This is a genomic window from Streptomyces sp. NPDC004561 (genome assembly GCF_053602155.1).
On the sequence record NZ_JBSGDB010000097.1, the window covers coordinates 1 to 22,504 of the forward strand.

Consider the following 22,504-nt stretch of genomic DNA (forward strand, 5'->3'; position numbering starts at 1 on the left):
GGCTGGCTTCTCGTCACCGAATGTCGCTGGCCTTCGCCGATCCGGAGCACGGCGTTGCCGTCGGGTACACGATGAACCACATCGTCGGAGGAGCCATCCCCGGACCCGTCGGTCGCGGGACCGGCACCCGGCTCACGGCCCGCCTCCATGGCGGCGCCGGACGTGGCGGCCCCGGAGCGCGTGTCGCCCGCCTCCACGCCCGCGTCGGACCGGCCGGCCCCGCAGCGCGTGTCGCCCGCTTCCACCGCCGCGTCGGGCCCGGCGGCCCCGGAGCCCGTGTCGCCCGCCGGCTCGGGCCCGCCCCTCCAGTGACTCTCGTCACACGCATCCCCCGCCGGACCAGTCCCGCGCCCCGAAGCGGACCGGGGGGAGTCCGAACCGCCGGGAACGTGACCGAGCGGCTCGGGCTCGTGCCAGGTGACGTGGGCGACCGCCGCCAGGGGGCCTTCGGCGGGCCGGGGGTCGGTCGACTCGGCCAGGACGTGGATCACCTGGGCCGCGCCGAGGCCGGAGGCGAGGTCGCGGCCGTCCTCGAAGGGGCGGATGGCGAGGGCCGTCGCGGCGTTGCGCAGTTCCGGCCGGTCGCACGGCGTGGCGAGGGCCGCCCAGACGGGGGTGCCGCCCAGTTCCAGCGCACGGACCAGCAGGTCGACGGTGAGCAGCACACGCAGCGCCGTGAGGTCGAGACCACAGGCGTGGGCCTCGATACGGGTCAGGCCGCGCCGGGCGGGCGCGGCGGCGACGGGCTCACCGGTTCGGGCGTCGAGGATGCGCAGCACGGGGCGAGCGTAGGCGGCCCGGCGGCCGTACGCAGGCACCTCGCGCTGATTCCGGACACCGTGGCGGGGTAGTGGCCTGGAGATCAGCATCCCCGGGGAGTGCTGTTGCCCGGACGACACAACCCCGCGCAGCCCCAGGAGGCGGCCGTGTACGGCGACGAAGCGACGATCCGCAGGATCCTGACCGAGCTGGGCGACACCTGGGCCGTGGTCGGCCTGTCCGCCAACCGGAGCCGGGCCGCGTACGGCGTGGCGCAGGTGCTCCAGCGGTACGGCAAGCGGATCGTGCCGGTGCACCCCAAGGCGGAGACGGTGCACGGCGAGCGCGGCTACGCCTCCCTCGCGGACATCCCCTTCGACGTCGACGTGGTGGACGTCTTCGTCAACAGCTCGCTGGCGGGCGCGGTGGCCGACGAGGCCGTGGCCAAGGGCGCGAAGGCGGTCTGGTTCCAGCTCGGCGTGGTCGACGACGCCGCCCACGGACGGGTCCGTGCGGCGGGCCTCGACATGGTCATGGACCGCTGCCCGGCGATCGAAATTCCCCTCTTGACCTAGTGTCACTCCTTCTTCATCACAATTCTCCGCTGAATATTGACATTCGGGTTGGGTGTCTGACCTGTATAAAGCCTGTTCCCAAGACGGGCAAGATCCTGGGTCAAGTTTTGGTAAGCAGTCTTTTGCGGACGCGGAAAGCGTTCCTAGCCTGTGGCCTCCTTCCCCGTTAAACCTGCGTTCACGATCTGAGAGGCCACTTGACATGGCGAAAGTCGACCAGGCTGCACCGGTAGCCACAAGCGACACCGGTGGTCTGCGCCGAGACGTCGGACTCATCGGTCTGATGTGGGCCTCAGTGGGCTCCATCATCGGCTCCGGCTGGCTGTACGGCGCCGAGAAGGCGGTCGTCGTGGCCGGCCCCGCGGCGATCATCTCGTGGGTGATCGGCACCATCGCGATCGTGCTGCTGGCGCTCGTGCACGCCGAGCTCGGCGGCATGTTCCCGGTGGCAGGCGGCACGGCCCGCTACCCGCACTACGCGTTCGGCGGCCTGGCCGGCATGTCCTTCGGCTGGTTCGCCTGGCTCCAGGCGGCCACCGTGGCCCCCATCGAGGTCGAGGCCATGATCGGCTACGCCGGTCACTGGAAGTTCGCCCAGGGGCTGCAGCACGTCGACGGCACACTGACCGCCAGCGGCATCGTCACGGCCGTCGTCCTGATGGCCCTCTTCGTCGGCGTCAACTTCTTCGGCGTCCGGGCCCTCGCCCACACGAACAGCGCCGCCACCTGGTGGAAGATCGCCGTTCCGCTCGCTGCGATCTTCATCATCGCCGTGGGCAACTTCCACGTCGGCAACTTCACCTCGGCCGGCTTCGCCCCGTTCGGCGCCAAGGGCGTGCTCGCGGCCATCAGCTCCAGCGGCATCATCTTCGCGCTGCTCGGCTTCGAGCAGGCGATCCAGCTGGCCGGTGAGAGCCGGAACCCGAAGCGCGACCTGCCCCGGGCGACCCTCGGCTCGGTCGCGATCGGCGCCGGCATCTACATCCTCCTGCAGATCGTCTTCATCGCCGCGCTGCCGCACGCCTCCTTCGCGCACGGCTGGGCCAAGCTGGCCTACGCCGGCATCAGCGGCCCGTGGGCGGGCCTCGCCACCGTGGTCGGCCTCGGCTGGCTGGGCTGGGTCCTCTACGTGGACGCGATCATCTCCCCCGGTGGCACCGGCCTGATCTACACCACCGCCACCTCCCGCGTCTCCTACGGCCTGGCCAAGAACGGCTACCTGCCGAAGGCGTTCACCAAGACCGACAAGCGCGGTGTGCCGTGGTTCGGCCTCATCATGTCCTTCGTCACCGGCGTGGTCTGCTTCCTCCCGTTCCCGAGCTGGCAGGAGCTGGTCGGCTTCATCACCTCGGCGAGCGTCCTGATGTACGCGGGTGCCCCGCTGGCCTACGGTGTCTTCGCCGACCGTCTGCCGCACTTCGAGCGCCCGTACCGGCTGCCCGCCGGCAAGCTCATCTCCCCGCTGTCCTTCGTGGTCGCCAACCTGATCATCTACTGGGCCGGCTGGAACACCCTGTGGCGTCTCGGCTTCGCCATCCTCCTCGGCTACCTGCTGCTGGGCTCCTACGCCTGGTGGGCCAAGCGCAACAACCAGCCCAACGCGCCGCGGATGGACTTCAAGGCCGCGCAGTGGCTGCCCGCGTACCTGGTGGGCATCGGCCTGATCTCCTGGCAGGGCGGCTTCGGTGACGGCAGCCAGGGCAACATCCCGCTGTGGTGGGACATGCTGGTCGTCGCGGCCTTCTCCCTCGGCATCTACTACTGGGCGAAGGCGACCGCCTCCAACACCGAGCAGATCGAGCGCGACATCGACGAGGTCGTCGTCACCGACGCCCCCGCGCACTGATCCGCTCCACCCCGTGGTGTCCCGTCAGCCGCTCCCTGGCTGACGGGACACCGTCATAATGCGGGGATGATCTCCCCTTCCCCCCACCCCGGATCCGCGCCCGGAGAGCGCCGTACGGTCGTCGTCGTGGGCGCCGGGCCGGCCGGACTCACCGTCGGCAACATCCTGCGGGCCGCCTCCGTGGACTGCGTGGTCCTGGAGACCGAGAGCAGGCAGTTCGTCGAGACCCGGCCGAGGGCCGGCGTCATCGAGGAATGGGCGGTGCGCGAACTCGGCCGGCGCGGCCTCGCCGGGCGGCTGCCGCAGCGCGCCGAGGCCCACACCGCCTGCGAGTTCCGCTTCGACGGCGAGCGCCACCGCTTCTCCTACGGCGACCTGACCGGCCGCCGTCACTATGTCTACCCGCAGCCGCTGCTGGTGACGGACCTGCTGCGGGAGTACGCCGCCGTGCGCGGCGGCGACATCCGCTTCGGCGTGCGCGACGTGCGGCTGCACGACCTGGACTCGGACCGTCCCGCGGTGTCGTACCACTGCCCGGAGACGGGTGAGCGGCGGCTGCTGCGCTGTGACTACGTCGCGGGCTGCGACGGGGCGCGCGGTGTGACGCGGGACGCGATACTCGCGCAGGGTGCGCGGATCGCGCGGCAGGACGACGGCATCGGCTGGCTGGCGCTGCTGGCGGAGGTGCCGCCGTCGTCGGACTGCGTGCTGTTCGGCGTGCACCCGCGCGGCTTCGCGGGACAGATGCCCCGCAGCCCCGAGGTGACCCGCTTCTATCTCCAGTGCCCGCCCGGCGACGATCCGGAGAACTGGCCGCACGACCGGGTCTGGGGCGAACTGCGGGAACGGCTCGGCGCCGCCGGAGCGGAGCCGCTCACCGAGGGGCGGCTGATCGAGAAGCGCGTGCTGGACATGCACCACTACGTCGTCGAGCCGCTGGCGCACGGCCGGCTGTTCCTGGCGGGCGACGCCGGTCACCTGATCGCGCCGATCGCGGCCAAGGGCATGAACCTCGCGCTGCACGACGCCTTCCTGCTCGGTGACGCGCTCGCCGCGCGGGCGACGGGGGGCGACACGAGCGGCCTCGACGGCTACTCGCAGGCCGCCCTGCGCCGGGTGTGGGACTACCAGGAGTTCTCGCAGTGGCTGTCGGACATCTACCACGGCCTCGCGTCCGGCGACCCGTTCCGCGCCGGCACCACCCGGGCCCGGCTGCGCCGGCTGTTCACCTCGCCGGCCGCCGCGGCGGCCTTCGCCGAGCAGTACCTCGGCACGGCCCCCGCCTACTGATCCGCGGTAGGCAGCTCGGCGAGCCGGTGGTCGGCCGTCTTCAGCGCCTCCTCCACCAGCCGGCGCAGATGCCCGTGCGGGAGTGAGTAGATCACCCGGCGGCCCTCCTTGCGGGTGTCGACCAGACCGGCGAGCCGCAGCCGGGCCAGGTGCTGGCTGACGGCCGGCCGGGCGGCGGCGCACGCCTCGGTCAGCGTGGTGACGTCGGCCTCTCCCGCCGTCAGGGCGTGCAGCAGGGCGAGGCGGGTGCGGTCGCCGAGCAGCGACAGGAGTTCGGCGGCGAGCGCGAACTGCTCCTCGCCCGGGCTGCGCGGATGCGCATGGTGCGCAGGTGATAGGTGCATGCGTGCGCTCATACGCACATAATGGTCGCGTGGGCGTCCCGCGTCCACTCCGCACACCGGAAGGGGACCCCCGTGAGCGACCACCCCGAGCACCGGCCGCACGGGCCCGCGCACCACCACGGCTCCGGCGGCCTGCGGCACCGCCTGGGGCACCTGCTCACCCCGCACTCCCACGAGACCGCCGACAAGATCGACCCGGCGCTGGAGTCCTCGGTGCACGGCATGCGCGCACTGTGGGTGTCGCTCGCCGTCCTGGGGGCGACCGCCCTCGCGCAGGCGGCCGTGGTGGCCGTCTCCGGGTCGGTCGCGCTGCTCGGCGACACGGTGCACAACGCCGCCGACGCCCTGACCGCCGTACCGCTCGGCATCGCCTTCGTGCTGGGACGGCGTGCGGCGACCCGGCGGTTCACCTACGGCTACGGGCGCGCCGAGGATCTCGCGGGGCTGGTGATCGTGCTGACGATCGCCGCCTCGGCCGCCTTCGCCGCGTGGGCGGCGATCGGCCGGCTGCTCGATCCGCGCCCGGTCGCGCAGGTGCCGGCGGTGGCGGTGGCCGCGCTGGTCGGCTTCGCCGGCAACGAGTGGGTGGCCCGCTACCGGATCCGGGTGGGCCGCCGGATCGGCTCGGCCGCGCTCGTCGCCGACGGGCTGCACGCCCGGACCGACGGTTTCACCTCGCTGGCCGTGCTGGTGGGCGCCGGCGGGTCGGCCCTCGGATGGCGCCTGGCGGACCCGATCGTGGGGCTGGCGATCACGGCCGCAATCGTGCTGGTGCTGCGGGACGCGGCGCGGGAGGTGTTCCGGCGGATGCTGGACGCCGTGGACCCGGCGCTGGTCGACCGGGCCGAGCGGGCGGTGCGTGCGGTGCCGGGGGTGCGCGGGGTGGGTGAGCTGCGGCTGCGCTGGATCGGGCACCGGCTGCGGGCGGAGCTGGCGGTGGTGGTGGACGGCGAGGCGACGGTACGGCAGGCGCACGCGATCGCCGTCGACGCCGAGCACGCGCTGCTGCACGCCCTGCCGAGGCTGACGGCCGCCCTGGTGCACGCCGATCCGGCGCCGGCCCCCGGAGAGACGGACCCGCATCTGGCGCTGGCCCATCACCTCACGGCGTGACGTCAGGCCGCGCCGAGCCCGTCAAGGACGACCGCGCCCGGCAGCTCGGCGAAGACTTTGCCCGGCACCAGCAGCTTGCCGCGCCGGCGTCCGCTGCCGACCAGGACGTACGGCTGCTCCAGGACGGCCGAGTCCACCAGCAGGGGCCAGCCGGCGGGCAGTCCGACCGGGGTGATGCCGCCGTACTCCATGCCGGTCTCGCCGGTCGCGGTCTCCATCGAGGCGAAGGAGGCCTTGCGGACGCCGAGGTGGCGGCGGACGACGCCGTTGACGTCGACCCGGGTGGTGGAGAGTGCCACGCACGCGGCGAGCGTGGTCTCGCCGCCCCGCCGGCCCGCGACCACCACGCAGTTCGCGGACCGCTCCAGCAGGTCGCGGCCGTAGTGCTCCACGAAGACGGCGGTGTCGGCCCAGCGCGGATCGGTCTCGACGTAGAGGAGGCGGTCGGCGGGGATGCCGCCCCGCCAGTGGCGTACGGCGTCGGCGACCGGGGCGATCAGCTCGTCCAGGCAGTCCGGGACCGGGATGACGGTGTCGAAGTCTCCGATGGGTGCGCGCATGCCCGCACGCTAACAAGGGGCCCTCGCCGGGCGCAGGCGTCTCACTGCACGGGCGGCACGGAGACGGCCATCATCATCTCCATCGGGACGTCGCCGAGATTGCGGTAGACGTGCGGGATGTTCGCTTCGAAGGAGGCGCTCGCACCGGCCGGGACGAGGTGGTCCTCGCCGTCGACGGTGAGGGTCAGCTCGCCCGCCGTGACATGGACCAGCTCGACGGTCCCGGCGGGGTGCGGCTCCGACGGGCTCTGCTCGCCGGGCATCAGCCGCCAGTCCCAGATCTCCAGCGGTCCGGGGGCCTCCGTGCCGGCGAGAAGACGGCTGTAGCTGCCGGCCTCCGTGTCCCACAGCCGTACCGCCCGCTCGGCGGGGACGATGCGCACCCTGGGCCCCCGCTCGTAGTCGAGCAGGGTGGTGACGCTGACGCCGAGCGCGTCACCGATCTTGACGACCGTGCCGATGCTCGGGTTGGTGCGGGCCTGCTCGATCTGGATGAGCATCCCACGGCTGACGCCGGCCCGGGCGGCGAGCACGTCCAGGGTGAAGCCGCGCACCGAGCGCCAGTGCCTGACATTGCGCGCCAGGGACTGGGTCAGCAGTTCGAGGTCCGACACGTTCCGTCCAAGAGCCGAGATGGGACACTATTATGAATGACGCAGTCCAGTTGACCGAACTACGATGAAGCACACCCGTTCGTGCAACAAACTGTACTGCGAGGCATCGTGACAGCATTCTTCGCCCTGACCACCAGTCTGCTGTGGGGACTGGCCGACTTCGGCGGCGGGCTGCTGACACGCCGGACCCCGGCGCTGACGGTGGTCGTCGTCTCGCAGGCGATCGCGGCGATCGTGCTGGGCGCGATCGTCCTCGCCACGGGCGGCTGGAGCGAGGCCGGACCCCGGCTGTGGTTCGCCTTCGCGGCGGGCCTGGCCGGACCGGTGGCGCTGCTCTCCTTCTACAAGGCCCTGGCGCTCGGCCCCATGGGGGTCGTCTCCCCGCTCGCCACGCTCAGCGTGGCCGTCCCCGTCGGCGTGGGCCTGGTCCTCGGCGAGCGCCCGGGGCTGCTCCGGCTCACCGGCATCGCGGTCGCCGTCGGCGGGGTCGTCCTCGCCGGCGGTCCGCAGCTGCGGGGCGCGCCCGTGCAGCGGCGCACGATCCTGCTGACGCTGGTCGCGGCACTCGGCTTCGGCACGGTGTTCGCCCTGATCACCGAGGCCTCGACCGACGTCACCGGCCTGTTCCTGGCGCTGTTCGTGCAGCGGGTGACGAGTGTCGCGGTGGGCGGGACAGCGCTCGCCGCCTCGGTCCGGCGGGGCGGCACCGCCGTGCCGGAGGGCGGTTTCCCGTTCGCCTCGCTGCCCGCGCTGGCCTTCGTCGGCCTCGCCGACGTGGCGGCCAACGGCACGTACGCGATCGCCGCCCAGCACGGCCCGGTCACCGTGGCCGCCGTCCTCGCCTCGCTGTACCCGGTGGTGACCGCGCTGGCCGCCCGCGGCTTCCTCAGCGAGCGGCTGCGCGCGATACAGGCGGCGGGCGCCGGGCTGGCCCTGCTGGGCACACTGCTGCTGGCGACCGGCTGACCCGGAACCCCGGCCTGGGGCTCAGCCTTCGGGCTCCAGCTCGGCCAGCCGGGCCACCGCCTCGTCGTCCAGCTCCGCCAGTGCCCGCAGCTGCTGCGGTGTCGTCCCGTCCGGGATCGGCACCGGGGCCGGGGTCCTGAGCGGCGGCTGCCAACCGTCGTCGGGCGTCCAGCGCCGTACGACCCGGGCGGGCGCCCCGGCCACCACGGCATGGTCGGGGACCGTGCCCCGCACCACCGCACCGGCCGCCACCACGACGTTCCGGCCGATCCGCGCGCCCGGCAGGATCACCGCGCCGGTGCCGATCCAGCAGCCGGGGCCGATCTCCACGGGCTCCATGCGGGGCCACTGCTTGCCGATGGGCTGGTGCGGGTCGTCGTAGGAGTGGTTGGTGGAGGTGATGTAGACGTACGGCCCGAAGTAGCAGTCGCTGCCGATGCTCACCGTGGTGTCCGCGATGACATGGCTGCCGCGGCCGAGGACGACCCCGTCGCCGATGCGCAGGATCGGGTCCGGGCCGAGGTCCAGGTCCGGCATCAGACCGGCGGTCAGGGTGACCTGCTCGGCGATGATGCAGTAGGAGCCGAGGTGGATCCAGGGCTCGCCGAAGACCGTGCCGAGCGGGAAGGCGAGCCGGGTGGCCTCGCCGATCGAGCCGAAGCGGAAGCGGCCGGGGTGCTCGGCCGTCACCGAACCCGTGCGCTGCACCCAGGCCCAGCCCGAGTGGACGGCGCGCTGCGCCAGGCGGCGTCGCCAGGATGAGAACGTGTTCTTGCGCTTCGGCACGGGCTCACGTTACTCACCGGTTGCCGTCGGCGAGAGAGCGGGCTGCTGTGATCTTCACCCCAACCCGTGTCGTACCGTGCGGGGTACTACGCACGCGAGGAGACGGTGATGACGCAGCAGGCGCTGATCGTGGGTATCGGCGGCAGGGAGCCCCAGGTCGACCCGGAGGCGTTCGTGGCGCCCACGGCCTCCGTCATCGGGGACGTCACGCTGCGCGCGGGGGCCAGTGTCTGGTACGGGGCGGTCGTGCGCGGCGATGTCGAGCGGATCACCGTCGGGGCGGACGCGAACGTGCAGGACAACGTCACGCTGCACGCGGATCCCGGGTTCCCGGTGACGATCGGTGAGCGGGTGTCGATCGGGCACAACGCGGTGGTGCACGGGGCGACGGTCGAGGACGACTGCCTGGTCGGAATGGGGGCGACCGTGCTGAACGGAGCCGTCGTCGGGGCCGGATCCCTGGTCGCCGCGCAGGCCCTGGTACCGCAGGGGATGGTGGTGCCGCCGGGGTCCCTGGTGGCGGGCGTGCCGGCGAAGGTGCGCAGGGAGCTGACCGAGGAGGAGCGGCAGGGGGTCACCCTCAACGGCACGTTGTACGCGGAGCTGGCCAAGACGCACCGGGATGTGCACCAGTAGGGGCGTCGCGCGGGTCCCCACGCCTCTTGGCCGATTCAGTCGCCCGCGCCCACCGGCTCCGCTTCCGGCCGGCTCTCCTGGGCCTTCTTCGCCTTGCGCTTCACGATCAGCATGGACACGACGCCGATCAGGACCGCCGCGGCGAGGCCCACGTACGAGAACTTCTTCAGCCAGCCCTCGGCCACGACGCCGACGTAGTAGACGACGGCCGTGGTGCCGCCGGCCCAGCAGATGCCGCCGAGCAGGTTGGCGATCAGGAACTTCCAGTACGGCATGTGGAGGACACCGGCGAGGGGGCCCGCGAAGATGCGCAGGAGGGCGATGAAGCGGCCGAAGAAGACGGCCCACATGCCCCACTTCTCGAAGGACCGCTCGGCGGTGGCCACATGGCCCTCGCTGAAGTGCTTCGGGAACTTCCCGCCCAGCCAGGCCAGCAGTGGCCGTCCGCCCTTGCGGCCGATCGCGTAGCCGATGGAGTCGCCGATCACCGCGCCGGCGGTCGCGCAGGCGCCGAGAACGACCGGATTGATGTCGGAGTGCTGGGAGGACATGAGCGCCGCCGAGACCAGGACGATCTCGCCCGGCAGCGGGATGCCCAGGCTCTCCACACCGATCACCAGGGCCACCGCGGCGTAGACGGCGACCGCGGGCACCGAGTCGAGCCATTCCTGGACGTGCACCGCGGGTCCCTCCCCTGTCGCCTGTCCTTGCCGGGACACCGCATGTAAAGCGCGCCCCAAGGGAAGGCTACCTGGTCGGCGGTGAACGGCGGCCTGCGCGAACCAGCCCGGCGGCACCGTCCCGCCCTCGGCCATTGGGTTTTCGGACATCCCGGTGTCACACGGGAGGGGAAGGCTCCCCGCGGTATCGCCCGCCCCGCCTCCCCCAGGTCCCCGCCGCGGGGCCCGCTGCGGAAGGACGACGTCCCCGTGTCCTCACTCTCCCCGCCCTCCCCGCTCTCCCCCTCCCTCGCCGCTCCCCCGTGCCCCGCGCCCCCGGCCCCGGCCCGGCCCGCGTCACTCATGTCCGCCCGGCCCGTGCGGCTGATCCTGTGTCTGGCTCCCCTGCTGCTCGCCGGCGGCTGGGCCGGCACCCACCGGCCCGTCCTGTACGCGGGCGTCCGCCGGCTGGTCTCGGCCGATCCGGGGTGGCTGCTCGCCGGGGCCGGATGCACCTGTCTGAGCTGGGTGGCGGCCTCCTGCGTCCGGCAGGGCGCCCTGCCGGACCGGCTACCGCCCGGAATGCTGCTGGCCTCGCAGTTCGCCGCAGGCGCCGCGAACCACGCGCTGCCCGGCGGGCTGGGCGCGCATGCCGTCACCGTCCGCTTCCTGCGGGCGCGCGGGGTGCCGCTGGACCGGGCGACCGCGTCGATCGGCCTGTACTCGCTGGCGAAGTCCTCCGCGAAGACGGTGGTGCTGCTGGTCTTCCTCGCGGCTTCGCCGGCCTGGCGGCGCCTCGGCGATCTGGTCCCGGACGAGCGGCTGCTGGTGCCGGTCGCCGCGGGCGCGGGCGGGGTGGTCGCGGGGGCGGGGGTGCTGCTGATCGCCGTACGGCCGCTGCGGCGGCCGGTGACCGGGCTGGTGCGCACCGCCCTCTCCGACGCGCGCGTGGTGCACACGCGGCCCTGCCGGGTGCTCGCGCTGTGGGGCGGGGCGGTCGCGATGCCGCTGGTGCAGGCGGGCACCCTCGTCTGCGTCGGGGCCTCGCTCGGGCTGGGGCTGCCCTGGGAGCAGGTGGTGCTCGCCTACCTGGCCGCGGGCACGGCCGTCGGGGCCGTACCCGCGCCGGGCGGGCTCGCGGTGGACGCGGCGCTGGTGTGGACGCTGGCCGCCTTCGGCTCGCCGCCGGAGGCGGCGACCGCGACCGTGATCGGCTACCGGGTGCTGACGGACTGGCTGCCGCTGCTGCCAGGCGCCCTGGTGCTGTCGGCGCTGATCCGGGCCAAGGTGCTGTGAGCGCCGGTCAGCCGCGGCGGGCGACGAGCCGGTAGGCGTTGCAGAGGCCGAGGCGGTGGGACAGCGGCCGCGGGACGAGGCGGTCGAGGAGGGTGGCCGTGAGGAGCGCGGGCACCCCGGCGAGGAGGGTGGCCGTGCGCAGGCCGCGCCGGAGGGCGCCGGGCGGCTCGGGGAGCCAGGGTGCGTCCTCGCGCGGGGCGGTGTGGTCCAGGGCCAGCCAGACGGCGGCGAGCAGGTCGACCGGGTCGTGCGCTTCGGCGTGCTGCTCCGCGACCGGCGTGAAGCCGAGTTCGGTGAGCCGGCGGCGCAGGTTGGCGGCCGGCATGAGGTGCAGGTGCTGCGGCTGGAGCCAGGGCAGCCACCAGCGGCCGAGGAGACGCGCGTAGCGGCTGTCCGGGTCGGGCACCTCGATCAGCAGATGACCGCCGGGGCGTACGGCCTCGTGGGCGGCGCGCAGTTCGCGGTCGGGGTCGGTGCTGTGCTCCAGGTAGTGGAACATGCTCACCACGTCGTAGCGGGCGGTGAGTTCGGGGGCGAGAGCCGGGAAGGCGCCGCGGTGGGCGTGGTCCACGCGGCCCTCGCGGGCGGCGAGTTCGACGCCGTCGGTGAAGTCGAGTCCGTCGAACGAGGTGCCGGGCAGCACACCGCGGGCGGTCGCGCAGAAGTGGCCGTGGCCGGTGCCGACGTCCAGCCAGGTCTTCGGGGCCGGGTCGTGCGGCAGCATGGCCTCGGCGCGGCGTCGGTACATGGCCGTACGGCTGCCGAAGGTGCCGCTCATCCGCTGCTCGCCGAGGCCGTCGTAGAAGTCCCGGTAGTAGAACTCCAGCCCCTCCTCGGTCAGTCGGGGGTTCTGGAAGGTGTGGCCGCAGTCGGCGCAGCGGTCCATGGTGAAGCGGCCGGGCTTGTGCTGGAGCAGGTCGGTGGTGCGAAGGCGCGGGGTGAGCCGGCCCGAGCCGCACCAGGGGCAGGCGGTGCGCCGGAGGCCGAGGAAGCGGTCGGTGCCGGCGGCGAGGTCGGCCTGGTAGCCGGGGCGCAGGGCGCCGATGCGGTCGGTCTTCTCGTTGTCGTCGCTCATCGGCTCTCCGGGTTCGGGGCGCTCGTCGGCTCTGCGTCGGCGCAGGGGTTCATCGGCTCTCCGCCGCCAGTCGTTCGAGGTGGGCCGCCGCGGCCGGGGCGCCGCCCGCCGCGCGGAACGCGGTGCGGATCCGGGCGGCGGCGGCACGGTGGGCGGGTGTGTGCAGGACGGTGTCGAGGGCCGCGCCCAGCCGGGCCGCGGTGACCCGGCCGAACCTGACCCGCAGGCCGGCCCCCGCGTCCACGACCTGGGCGGCCACCACGGGCTGGTCGTCCCGGATGGGGGCGACGACGAGGGGGACGCCGTGCCACAGCGCCTCGCACACGGTGTTGTGCCCGGCGTGGCAGACCACCGCGTCCATCCGTGCCAGCAAGGGGAGTTGGGGCACGGAGGGCAGGATCAGCGCGTCCTTGTCGCCCGCCACGACGGGGAGCGTGCCACCGGGGTCGGCGAGCACCGCCTGGACCCGGTCGGCGCGTTCGCGCAGCGCGGTGAGGCACTCGGCGAGGAAGCGGCCGCCGGCGTCGGCGTTGGCCGTGCCCAGGGTGACCAGGACCTTCGCCCGGCCCTGGTCGAGCCGGTCCCAGGGGAAGCGGGGGCCGTCCGGCCGGTCGGCGAGGGAGGGGCCGACGTAGTGGATGTGCGGTGCCAACGGGGCCTGTGGACCGATCAGTTCGGGGGTGCTGAACACCAGCAGGAGGTGGGGCGAGAAGCGCGGGTCGGCGGTGCCGGACGGGTCGCCGGCCCGGGCGCGCAGCTCGGTCAGGCGCCGGCGCAGCCACTCGGCGACCTTGGGCAGGCCGTCGTAGGCGCCGCTGAACTCGGCCGAGGTGGTCGCGGAGGTGGCCCAGGGCAGGCCCAGGCGCTCGGCCACCAGGGCGCCGGCGAAGGCCTGCTGGTCGGCCACGAGCACGTCGGGGCGGAACTCCGCGACGGCCGCGCGGACCCCCGGGGCCATCGCGTCGGCCAGCGGGATCAGGTACTACTCCCACAGGAACTTCAGCGCCTCCGCGCCCCGCAGGTCCGGCGGCCGTGCGGCGCCCTCGGCGCCCGGCAGCGGGCCCGCGCAGGGGAACACCGCGGCGCCGTCGCCCGCGAGCCGCCGCACCAGGGCGGGGTCGGCGCAGGCCCAGGCCACACGGTGGCCGCGGGCGGTGAGCCGGGCGGCGACGCCGACGGCCGGGTTGATGTGCCCGGTCAGCGGCGGGACGACGAAGAGGAAGGCGCTCACCGGACGCCCGCCCCCGCCCGGATCAGGTCCAGGATGTGCCCGCCGACGACGCCGGGCGCCTCCACCAGCACCGAGTGCTCGTGCCCGGGCAGCACGACCGACCGGAAGTCGGCCAGCCGCGCCTGCTGCAGCGGCACCAGGTCCACCAGGTCGGAGTCGCCGCCGTACACGCCGAGGACCGGGCAGCGTACGGCCCTGATCTGCTCCTCGGTGAGCACGCGGCTGGCGGGGATGTCCCGGCCGAGGGTGGTCTCGCGGGCGAGCCGGGCCGCGCCCTTGGCGAGGCGGGCGCTGTGGTGGCCGCGGTGCGCGGTGATCCAGGCGATCGTCTCGGGCTCGTTGAACGCGAGTTCGGTCACCACGCGGCGCAGGATGCGGCCCAGTTTCGCCGCCCAGGCGGGGGTCGCGGGCTCGGACTCGACGAGGGCGAGGGTGGCGGCCCGCCCGGGGTGCCGTACCGCGTACCCGAAGGCGATGGTGCCGCCGTAGGAGTTGCCGACGAGGTGGACGGGACCGGTGACGTCCAGACGGTCGAGGAGCGCCGTGAGGTCGTCGATGTTGTGGTCCAGGGTGTAGCCCTCCTGCGGGCGCTCGCTGCGGCCGTGCCCGCGCAGGTCGTACATCACCACGTCGAGCCCGGCCGCCGCGAAGGCGGGGGCGACGGTGAAGTAGTAGCTGGCCAGGCTGTCGGTGAGCAGTCCGTGCACCAGGACGACCGTGGCCTGCGGGGTGCGGCCGTCGGCGGGGCGCATGCGCTGGACGTGCAGCCGGACGCCGCCGGTCTCGACCATCGCCATGGCTCAGCCCGCCTGCGTGGTCTTCAGGCTCCACACCACGTACTCCACGAGCCGGCCGACGGTCAGTTCGATGATCTCGTCGAACTCCATTCCGGCCAGGAACTCCGCGAGGTTGACCCGCCCTCCGTACCGTTCGTCCAGCAGGCCGGCCAGGGTGACGAGGTCGATGCTCTCCAGTTCGAGGTCGCGGTTGAAGCTGGTGGACATGCCGATCACCACGTCGTCGTCGCCGTACTCCGCCAGCACCTCGCGGAGCATGCCGGTGACGTCGGCGAGCACGGTGTCGGCGGTGGGCTGCGCGGGCGCCGGCTGGATCGGGTTCATCGGGCGTACTCCTCGGCTGCGTCGTGGGGTGGTCCGTCGTCGGCTCCCGGTCCCGCGGTCCAGGCCACCACGTAGGTGCGCCTCGGCAGGGCGGGCGGAGGGGTCTCGGGCGCGCAGTGCACGGTGTAGGCGCGCTCCAGGCGGCCGGAGACCAGCAGCCGGCTGCCGTCCGGGGCGGCATGGAGCACTGCGAAGTCCCTCGGACGGCCGGCGAATCCGACGCCCTCGGCCTTGGCGACGGCTTCCTTGGCGGCCCAGAAACGGGTGAACCACAGCGCCTCCGGGTCGCCGCCGTCGTCCACCCGGGCGCGCAGCAGCCGCAGTTCGGCCGGGCCGAGCGCGGTGGCGAGGGTCGCCGGGTCGCGCTCGGTGACCTCCTCGATGTCGATGCCGGGTCCGGGGCGCGGGCTGTGCGTCCGTACGATCGCCACCCCCGCCTCGGCCCGGTGGGCGAGGGAGACGTCCAGCGGGGGCAGGACACGGCCGTGCACACCGGTGACGTACGGGCGGCCGAGGCCGTCGTTGTGGACCCGGATCTCCGCCGGGAAGACGGGGCCTTCGCCGTGCTGCCAGAGCCACTGCCGTACGGCGTCCTTATCGGCGATCTGGCCGAGCAGCCACTGCCGGCGCCCGCGTGGCGGGCGCTCGGCGTACTCGGCGCGCTCGGCGCGGCCCAGCGAGTTGCGCATGATCAGCTCGCGGGAGGCGAGGTCCGGCCAGCGCTCGTGCAGCAGCGTCCAGCCGCCGGGGCGGGTCGCGGAGAGGGTGTGGCGCTCGGGGAAGCGTTCGACGGGGCGGGTCGTCGGGTCGTTGTCGAAGCGGCGGTCCTGCCAGCCGTCGATCACGGCCCACACCCGGCCGCCGACGGTCAGTTCGGCGTCCGCCTCCAGCACGGTGTCGGTGAGGGAGGTGATCCGCACCAGGCAGGTGACCGGCGTGCCGGGTGCCGGGTGCGGTCCGTGGAAGCTCATCCGCCGCATCTGCACGGGGAAGACGACGGTCCGCTCGGTGCGGGTCGCCATGATCCAGTAGCCGAGCAGCTGGCCCACGTTGTCCAGCAGGGCGCCCGGGGCGGCCGGCGCGGTGATCACGCCGCGGATGTGCCGCTCGCCGATCGCGGTGAGGTCGGTGAGGCCCTGGAACCCCGGGCCGTGGAACATCCAGCGCTCGCGGTACAGCTGGGCCGCGGTGTGCTCGGGGACGCGTTCGGGGGCGTCCGGGCGCTGGCGCAGCGCGGGCGGTGCCGGGTGGTGCGGGGCGAGTTCGACCAGCGCGCGGGCCGTGGGGCCGAAGGCGACGGTGACCCGGTCGGGGTGGCCCGGGTCCGGGGTGACCGTGACCTCGTCGTCGACGGCGGGGGCGGCGGTGAGCCAGCGGTCGAAGCGGGCGCCGTGCACCGCGACCGCCCGCAGCCCCGGGGCCGCCGCCTCCGCCGCGTCCATCATGTGCCGCACGATCGTGGTCGCCGGCACCACCGGCCAGCGATCCTCCACATCCGGCCAGCCGGACCGCTGCGGAAAGAAGCAGTGGTCCAGGAGGTGGGGCATGGATCGGGGGGAGATGTGGAGGGTGGTGGTTGTGGTGGTCGTCGTGGGGGTGGGTGGTCGGGGCGTGGTCAGGGTCGTGGGGTGGTGCGTGGCGGCGGTGGGAGGGGGTGGGGCCGGGGCGGGCCGGCGGGACGCAGCGGGGACTGCGGAGTGGGAGGAGGCCGTGCGCGGGGTGCGTCGGTCGCTCGCCGCGATCAGTTCGGCCGCGGTGTCCGCCGTGTCCCGCAGCAGGGCGGTCAGCTCGGCGGCGGCCGGGGAGCGGGTGGCGAGGTCGTCGAGGGTGGGTCGGCCGGAGCGGGCGGGGTGGGCGGGGCTTGCCGCCGACGGTCCGCGCCGCAGCTCGGCACGCAGCTCGTCGAGGACCGGTCCGTCCAGAGAGACCAGCGCGGCACCGAGGTCCAGGGGGACGGGTGCGGGTCTGGAGGGCGGGGGCGGGGGCGCTGGAGTGGGTGGGGCCGTAGGGGCTGCGGCTGCAGGGGGCGCGTCCCCGGAGGCGGCTGGGAGCGCAGGGGTCGCCAGGGTTGCGTGAGCGGCCGGAGCAACGGGGGCTCCCTGGGCTGCCGGGAATTGAGGTGGTGCCGCGGATGGCGCCGGGGCGCATGGTGCCGGAGCGAGCGGGGCTGCCGAAGTTGCCGGGGTCGGTAAGGGGTGCGGCGGTACCGCCGGTGTCACGATTGCCCCCGCCGTCCACAACGCCGTGGCGACGCGGCGGAGTTGGGCCATGCCGTCGTGGTGGGGCGAGGTCGCGGCGATGGACAGGTGGTCGCGGTCGCCGAGGGTGTCGTCGATCAGGGAGGTGAGCCGGCCCGGGCCGGTCTGGACGAAGACGCGGTGCCCGTCGGCGTACAGGGCCTCGGTCAGCTCGCGGAAGCGGACGGGCTCCAGCAGATGCCGTACGAACAGCTCGCGCACCGCCGTCTCGGCCCGCGGGAACGGCGCGGCGGTCGTCCCCGACCACACCGGCACGGTCGGCGGATGGAGCCGGAAGCGGTCGGCGGCCCGCTTGATGGGGGCGAGGTACGGTTCGAGCATCGGCGTGTGGAAGCCGGAGCGGAACGGCAGCACCTGGCAGATCACACCCTGCGCCCGGAAGCACCGTACGAACTCCCCGACCGCCGTGTCGGGTCCGCAGACCATGGACTGGCGGGGCGCGTTGTCGTGGGAGAGCACGATCCCGGAGTCCGCCCAGGCGTCGGTGAGCGCGGCCCGGACCTGGTCCGCCGAGGCGCCGACGGCGGCGAAGGCGAGCCCGGGGACGGTCACCGCGTCGGGGTCGAACTCCGCCATGAAGGCGTCCACCTGGTCCGCCGAGTACAGGCCGGCCGCCGCCATGGCCGTCCACTCGCCGACGCTGTGTCCCGCGACCGCGTCGGGTACGACACCCATCCGGCGCAGCGCCCGGTCCAGCAGCCGGCCCACGCCGACGACGTCGAAGCCGTGCCGCCCGACATCGCCGGCCCGGGTCCGCGTACCGGTGCCGGAGAGCGGCGGCAGACCGAAGTGGGCCGCGACGTCATCGGTGCGCGGCGGGGTGAAGTCGCCCTCCAGGCCGGGGAAGACGTACGCCAGCCTGCCTCCGTCCCGGCCGAGCAGTGGACCCGGCCGCCACCACACGTCACTGCGGCCCTGCCACGCGCGGCCCTTCCCGACCGCCCGGCGCGCCAGGGCGAGCCGCTTCGCGGTCGGTTCCACGACCCCGAGCCGGACCGGCCCCGCGTCCTCGTGCGCCCGTCCCGGATCGAGCCCGGCGGCGAGCACGGCCGAGTCCCCGGCCGCCAGCAGCGCCGCCAGCCGGTCCACGCTGTCGGCCGCGAGAAGAAGGACGCGCTCGGGTTCGGTGACACGGGTGCCGGCGACCGCCGCGGGGCGGTGCCGGGGCGCGGCGACATGTCCGGCGCCAGGCGTGCCGTCGCCGCCCGGTGCCTCCTCCAGGACCACGTGGGCGTTGATCCCGCCGAAGCCGAAGGCGTTCACGGCGGCTCGGCGGACGGGGTGGCGGGGGTCGCGGGGCCAGGGGCGGGCCCGGTCCAGGGTGCGGAAGCGGGTGGCGGCGAGACGGGGGTGGGGGTCGTCGCAGTGGAGGGTGGGCAGGAGGGTGGCGTGGTACAGGGCGAGGGCCGTCTTGACCAGGCCCGCCACCCCGGCGGCCGGCATGGTGTGGCCGATCATCGACTTCACGGAGCCTAGGACCGGCCGTTCGCCGTCGCCCGTACCCGGCCCGAACACCTCGGTGAGCGTGGTGAGTTCGGCCGCGTCCCCGGCGGGCGTCGCGGTGCCGTGGGCCTCCAGCAGGCCGATGGAGTGCGGCTCGGCCGGGTCGAGGCCGGCGGCCCGCCAGGCCTGGCGCCCGGCCCGCGTCTGCCCGCCGGGGTCGGGGTTGACCAGCCCCGCCGTACGGCCGTCGCTCGCCACGCCCGTGCCCCGGATCACGGCGTAGACGCGGTCGCCGTCGCGCTCGGCGTCCGCGAGCCGCTTCAGTACGACGACCCCGGTTCCCTCGCCGATGAGGATGCCGTCGGCGTCCCGGTGGAAGGGGCGGATGCGCTGGCTCGGCGACAGGGCGCGCAGCTGGGAGAAGACGCTCCAGAGGGTGATGTCGTGGCAGTGGTGCACTCCCCCGGCGAGCATCATGTCGCAGCGCCCGCTGGCGAGTTCGGTGACCGCTTGGTCGACGGCGACCAGGGAGGACGCGCAGGCCGCGTCGACGGTGTAGGCGGGGCCGCGCAGGTCGAGCCGGTTGGCGATGCGGGACGCGGCGAGGTTCGGGACCAGGCCGATCGCGGACTCGGGGCGGTCCGGGCCGAGTCGTTCGGTGAACGCCTCCCGGATCCGGTCGAGTTGGTCGGGTGCCAGGTCGGGCAGCAACTCACCGAGGGTGCGGATGAGTTGGCCGGCCGTGCGGACCCGCTGGTCGAGCCGGACCAGGCCGGGAGTGAGGTAGCCGCCACGGCCCAGGGCCACTCCGATCCGGTCCCGTGGCGGGAGCCGTTCCCCGCCGCCCGCGTCGGCGAGCGCGGCCGCGGCCACGTCGAGGGCGATCAGCTGGTCGGGCTCGGTGCCCGGCACCGAGGCGGGCATGATGCCGTAGCGGGTGACCTCCACCTCGGCCAGGCCGTCCACGAAGCCGCCGCGCCGGCAGTACACCTGGTCGGGGACGGCGGGCCCGGCGGCCGGTCCGGGCCGGTAGTAGTCGGCGTCCCAGCGGTCGGCGGGAACGTCGCCGATCGCGTCGAAGCCGTCCCGCAGGTTGTGCCAGTAGGCGTCGAGGCCGCGCGCACCAGGCAGCAGCACCGCCATCCCGACGATGGCGACGGGTGGTTGACGTCGCGTCATGTCACCGGCCCGACGCGGTGTAGACGACGGCGCGGGCCGCCGGGTCTCCCCAGGCCAGTTCCCGGAGCAGGGCCGCGGTGCCCTCCTCGGGGTCGATCATCTCCACCCCTCGGCGGGCGTACTCGCGGCCGAGTTCCGCGCCGACCATGCCGGTGTGGACGCCGGACGGCGCCCAGGGTCCCCAGTGGACGGTGAGCGCGCGGTGGCCGGTGCGGGCGGCCCAGTCGGCGCCGAGTGCCTCCAGCGCGTCGTTGGCTGCGGCGTAGTCGGCCTGGCCGCGGTTGCCGAGGACGGCGGCGACGCTGCCGAACAGCACGGTGAACGCGGGCGCGGCGGGCAGGTCGTCGAGGGCGGCGAACAGCGCGGTGGCCCCGTTCGTCTTCGTGCCGTAGACCCGCTGGAAGGACTCGGGGGTCTTCTCGGCGATCAGCCGGTCCTCGATCACTCCGGCAGCGAAGACGACACCGTCCAGCCGGCCGTGCTCGGCGTGGATCTCCTTGACCGCCTGGAGCACGGCGTCCCGGTCCCGGAAGTCGACCGGGCGGTAGCGGGCGGCGCTGCCGAGGGCGGTGAGTTCGGCGAGGGTCGTGGTGATCTCGCGCTGGGCGAGGATGAGTTCGGCGGTCCGGTTGATCTCTGCGGGCCTCGGCGCGCCGGGGCCCGCCGCGAGCGCCGCCCGGAGCTCGGCGGGCGTGCGCGCGTCGGCGGTCTCCGGGGGCTCGGGCGCGGTGCCGGCGGGCGTGCGGCCGAGCAGTTCGAGCCGGCAGCGGCAGGCGCCGGCCAGCGTGGCCGCGAACCGTGCGGTGATGCCCCGGGCGCCCCCGACGAGCAGCGCCACGGAGTCCCGGTCGAGGCCGAGTGCCGCGGCCTCGGCGGCGCCCACCCCGGCGGGTCCGGCGCCGGTGCCGCCGAGCGGTCCGAGGGGCACGGGCAGCAGTTCCAGCCCCTGCCTCCGCCCCTCGGCCGTACGCAGGACGACCGGGGCGGGTGCCGGTGCGCCCAGTTCGGCGAGCACGGCGTCGGCCACGGCCGCCGGGGCGGTGTCGCCGACGGCGACGACCCGGGCGAGGAGGCCGGGGTACTCGTGGCCGACCGTGCGGAACAGGCCGTCGAGTCCGGCCGCGCGCAGGGCCCCGGGACCGTCGGCGGCCCGTACGGCCAGCAGCCGGCCGGTGCCGTGGGCCAGCGCCGCCCGCAACGCCGGGAAGGCGTCCGGCAGCACCGGGAGGTCCGGGCCGGGCAGCGCGCCCAGGTACACGACACCGTCGACCGTGTCGTCGGCCGCGCCAAGGACGTGCCCGTGGTCGAGGAGCACGGCGTCGGCACGCTCGGCGCCGAGCCGCGCCGCCAGCTCGGCCGCCGCTCCCCCGCCTGACCCGAGCAGTGCGAACCGCTTCCCGGACAAGCCGGCGGCGGTGCCGGGGCCTGCGTCCGGCAGCGGCACGGGCCGCAGCTCGCTGCGCCGGGGAGCCACGCCCGCGGACACGAAGTCGCTCGCCTGGGCCCGTTCCTCGGTCTGCGCACCCCCGTCCGCGTGCTCCGCGCCCATCCGCGCGGTCAGCCACTGCGTCACCGCGGCCGCCGTGCGCGCCTTGGTCAGGTCCTCCAGCTCCGCGTCGTCCAGGAGGTCCGCGCCCCCGGCGATGCCCAGGCGCTTGGCGAGTTCACCCGCTATCTCGGCCCGCTTGATCGAGTCGATGCTCAGGTCCGCCTCCAGGTCGAGGTCGGGCTCGATCATGTCGACCGGGTAGCCGGTACGTTCGCTGATGATCTCCAGGACGGCCCGCGCCACGTCGGGGCCGGACTCGGCGGGCACGGGCTCGGCGAGTGCGGCCGACGGCACCACGGGCGCCTCCGCCTCAGCGTCCGCCACCGGTACGGCGCCCGCCGCCGGTACGACCACGGGCGCGGGCGGCACGGCGGCAACCGGGGCCCCGGGAGCAGCTCCGAAGTAGGTGAGCAGCACGTCCCGTTGGGCGGCGATCATCTCCCGGCCGGTGCGCAGGAACTCGGTGATCAGCGCGTCCCGGTCGGCCGGTGCGTCGTACGGCTGGTCGGTCGTCACAGTCCTCTCCACGACTCGTCGGGCCGGTGCGAGGGCACCGGAGAGCAGGGCTCCGTCGGCGGTGCGGACGAGGTGCCCGTCGACCGTCCAGCCGGGCCGGGCGGGCGCCGGGGTGCGCAGCGCGTCGACGGCGTCGCGGCCCTGGAGGAGCCAGGCGGTGCGCACCGGCAGCCCCGCGACGGCGAGTCGGGCGAGGGCGTCGAGCCAGCCGGGCAGCCCGCTGTCGGCCCCCGGTTCGCAGGCGACCGCGCGGTGCGGGCGGTCGCCGAGGATCTGCCCGGCGAGCCGGGTCAGGACCGTGCCCGGACCCGCCTCGACGAAGATCCGCGCGCCCGACTCGTACATCGCCTCGATCTGCGCGGCGAACGCGACCGGCGCGCCGATCTGGGCGGCGAGTTCGGCGCGCACCGCGTCGGGTTCCGGCGGGTAGGGCGCGGCGGTGCGGTTGGCCCAGACGGGGAACTCGGGCGCGCGGACCGGCTTGTCAGCCAGGACCTTCGCGAACCGCTCCCCCGCCGCGGCCACCAGCGGGCTGTGGAAGGCGCAGGCCACGGGGATGCGCCGGGCACCGAGCCCGGCCGCGCGCAGCAGGCGCACGGCGGTGCCGACGTCCGCCGTGGGTCCGGAGATCACCGTCTGTTCGGGCGAGTTGAGGTTGGCGAGGACCACCGACCCCGGTGCTCCGGAC

The 22,504-nt window shown here is 74.5% G+C and carries 17 protein-coding genes and 2 pseudogenes; 7 read left to right on the plus strand and 12 right to left on the minus strand.

Annotation, left to right across the window (positions count from 1 at the left end; genetic code table 11):
• A pseudogene (locus ACWEN3_RS15595) lies at positions 1-779 on the minus strand (hypothetical protein); the annotation flags it as partial.
• 147 nt (positions 780-926) lie between these two features.
• Here ACWEN3_RS15595 and ACWEN3_RS15600 point away from each other — a divergent pair.
• The 3 genes from ACWEN3_RS15600 (at position 927) to ACWEN3_RS15610 (ending at position 4,470) form a co-directional block, all read left to right on the plus strand.
• Positions 927-1,334, plus strand: a complete 408-nt coding sequence (locus ACWEN3_RS15600) for a CoA-binding protein (protein WP_452970510.1) — start codon at positions 927-929, stop codon at positions 1,332-1,334.
• A 202-nt stretch (positions 1,335-1,536) separates the two neighbouring features.
• Entirely contained in the window at positions 1,537-3,180 is a 1,644-nt protein-coding gene (locus tag ACWEN3_RS15605; protein WP_452970472.1) for an APC family permease, read from the plus strand.
• Between the two features lie 66 nt (positions 3,181-3,246).
• Positions 3,247-4,470: a 4-hydroxybenzoate 3-monooxygenase gene (locus tag ACWEN3_RS15610; RefSeq protein WP_452970475.1), complete on the plus strand. Its 1,224-nt coding sequence runs from the start codon at positions 3,247-3,249 to the stop codon at positions 4,468-4,470.
• Here ACWEN3_RS15610 and ACWEN3_RS15615 read toward each other — a convergent pair.
• Entirely contained in the window at positions 4,464-4,814 is a 351-nt protein-coding gene (locus tag ACWEN3_RS15615) for an ArsR/SmtB family transcription factor (RefSeq protein ID WP_452970477.1), read from the minus strand. The two genes, ACWEN3_RS15610 and ACWEN3_RS15615, sit on opposite strands and share 7 nt — an antisense overlap.
• A gap of 72 nt (positions 4,815-4,886) precedes the next feature.
• Here ACWEN3_RS15615 and ACWEN3_RS15620 point away from each other — a divergent pair, with 72 nt between their 5' ends.
• Positions 4,887-5,927, plus strand: coding sequence for a cation diffusion facilitator family transporter (locus ACWEN3_RS15620; protein WP_452970480.1), 1,041 nt, complete (start codon positions 4,887-4,889; stop codon positions 5,925-5,927).
• A 2-nt stretch (positions 5,928-5,929) separates the two neighbouring features.
• Here the strand turns inward: ACWEN3_RS15620 and ACWEN3_RS15625 are convergent, their stop codons facing one another.
• Both ACWEN3_RS15625 and ACWEN3_RS15630 read right to left on the minus strand, forming a co-directional pair.
• Positions 5,930-6,487: a YbaK/EbsC family protein gene (locus ACWEN3_RS15625; RefSeq protein ID WP_452970482.1), complete on the minus strand. Its 558-nt coding sequence runs from the start codon at positions 6,485-6,487 to the stop codon at positions 5,930-5,932.
• 41 nt (positions 6,488-6,528) lie between these two features.
• Complete coding sequence (locus ACWEN3_RS15630; RefSeq protein WP_452970485.1) at positions 6,529-7,101, minus strand: helix-turn-helix domain-containing protein; 573 nt, start codon at positions 7,099-7,101, stop codon at positions 6,529-6,531.
• Positions 7,102-7,209: 108 nt separating this feature from the next.
• Between ACWEN3_RS15630 and ACWEN3_RS15635 the strand changes: the two genes are divergently transcribed.
• Entirely contained in the window at positions 7,210-8,067 is an 858-nt protein-coding gene (locus ACWEN3_RS15635) for an EamA family transporter (protein WP_452970487.1), read from the plus strand.
• Between the two features lie 21 nt (positions 8,068-8,088).
• Here the strand turns inward: ACWEN3_RS15635 and ACWEN3_RS15640 are convergent, their stop codons facing one another.
• On the minus strand, positions 8,089-8,853 hold the full coding sequence (locus ACWEN3_RS15640) for an acyltransferase (protein ID WP_452970489.1): 765 nt from the start codon (positions 8,851-8,853) through the stop codon (positions 8,089-8,091).
• A 108-nt stretch (positions 8,854-8,961) separates the two neighbouring features.
• Here ACWEN3_RS15640 and ACWEN3_RS15645 point away from each other — a divergent pair, with 108 nt between their 5' ends.
• On the plus strand, positions 8,962-9,489 hold the full coding sequence (locus tag ACWEN3_RS15645; protein WP_452970491.1) for a gamma carbonic anhydrase family protein: 528 nt from the start codon (positions 8,962-8,964) through the stop codon (positions 9,487-9,489).
• A gap of 35 nt (positions 9,490-9,524) precedes the next feature.
• Here the strand turns inward: ACWEN3_RS15645 and ACWEN3_RS15650 are convergent, their stop codons facing one another.
• A complete protein-coding gene (locus tag ACWEN3_RS15650; RefSeq protein ID WP_452970494.1) occupies positions 9,525-10,169 on the minus strand; it encodes a DedA family protein in 645 nt (214 codons plus the stop codon).
• Between the two features lie 249 nt (positions 10,170-10,418).
• On the opposite strand from ACWEN3_RS15650, the gene ACWEN3_RS15655 reads away from it, so the two are divergent.
• Positions 10,419-11,444 (plus strand): lysylphosphatidylglycerol synthase transmembrane domain-containing protein, encoded by a 1,026-nt coding sequence (locus ACWEN3_RS15655; protein WP_452970497.1) that lies wholly within the window; start codon positions 10,419-10,421, stop codon positions 11,442-11,444.
• 7 nt (positions 11,445-11,451) lie between these two features.
• Here the strand turns inward: ACWEN3_RS15655 and ACWEN3_RS15660 are convergent, their stop codons facing one another.
• The 6 genes and pseudogenes from ACWEN3_RS15660 to ACWEN3_RS15685 all read right to left on the minus strand — a co-directional run.
• Positions 11,452-12,519: a class I SAM-dependent methyltransferase gene (locus tag ACWEN3_RS15660; RefSeq protein ID WP_452970499.1), complete on the minus strand. Its 1,068-nt coding sequence runs from the start codon at positions 12,517-12,519 to the stop codon at positions 11,452-11,454.
• Positions 12,520-12,568: 49 nt separating this feature from the next.
• Positions 12,569-13,750, minus strand: a pseudogene (locus ACWEN3_RS15665) (glycosyltransferase).
• On the minus strand, positions 13,747-14,547 hold the full coding sequence (locus tag ACWEN3_RS15670) for an alpha/beta fold hydrolase (RefSeq protein ID WP_452970501.1): 801 nt from the start codon (positions 14,545-14,547) through the stop codon (positions 13,747-13,749). The pseudogene ACWEN3_RS15665 and the gene ACWEN3_RS15670 overlap by 4 nt, the downstream one beginning before the upstream one ends.
• 3 nt (positions 14,548-14,550) lie before the next feature.
• Positions 14,551-14,871 carry an acyl carrier protein gene (locus ACWEN3_RS15675; protein ID WP_452970503.1) on the minus strand — a complete coding sequence of 107 codons (321 nt, stop codon included), beginning with the start codon at positions 14,869-14,871 and terminating at the stop codon, positions 14,551-14,553.
• Positions 14,868-19,751, minus strand: a complete 4,884-nt coding sequence (locus tag ACWEN3_RS15680) for a beta-ketoacyl synthase N-terminal-like domain-containing protein (protein WP_452970505.1) — start codon at positions 19,749-19,751, stop codon at positions 14,868-14,870. Before ACWEN3_RS15680 ends, ACWEN3_RS15675 begins: the two co-directional genes overlap by 4 nt.
• 1 nt (position 19,752) lies before the next feature.
• Positions 19,753-22,504: SDR family NAD(P)-dependent oxidoreductase (locus ACWEN3_RS15685; RefSeq protein ID WP_452970508.1), on the minus strand; the 2,752-nt coding region annotated here is incomplete at its 5' end.

Coding starts and splice junctions, on each gene's coding strand:
- ACWEN3_RS15605 (WP_452970472.1), top strand. CDS start 1,537: ATGGCGAAAGTCGACCAGGCTGCACCGGTAGCCACAAGCGACACCGGT.
- ACWEN3_RS15610 (WP_452970475.1), top strand. CDS start 3,247: ATGATCTCCCCTTCCCCCCACCCCGGATCCGCGCCCGGAGAGCGCCGT.
- ACWEN3_RS15615 (WP_452970477.1), bottom strand. CDS start 4,814: ATGCACCTATCACCTGCGCACCATGCGCATCCGCGCAGCCCGGGCGAG.
- ACWEN3_RS15625 (WP_452970482.1), bottom strand. CDS start 6,487: ATGCGCGCACCCATCGGAGACTTCGACACCGTCATCCCGGTCCCGGAC.
- ACWEN3_RS15645 (WP_452970491.1), top strand. CDS start 8,962: ATGACGCAGCAGGCGCTGATCGTGGGTATCGGCGGCAGGGAGCCCCAG.
- ACWEN3_RS15660 (WP_452970499.1), bottom strand. CDS start 12,519: ATGAGCGACGACAACGAGAAGACCGACCGCATCGGCGCCCTGCGCCCC.
- ACWEN3_RS15670 (WP_452970501.1), bottom strand. CDS start 14,547: ATGGCGATGGTCGAGACCGGCGGCGTCCGGCTGCACGTCCAGCGCATG.
- ACWEN3_RS15675 (WP_452970503.1), bottom strand. CDS start 14,871: ATGAACCCGATCCAGCCGGCGCCCGCGCAGCCCACCGCCGACACCGTG.
- ACWEN3_RS15680 (WP_452970505.1), bottom strand. CDS start 19,751: ATGACGCGACGTCAACCACCCGTCGCCATCGTCGGGATGGCGGTGCTG.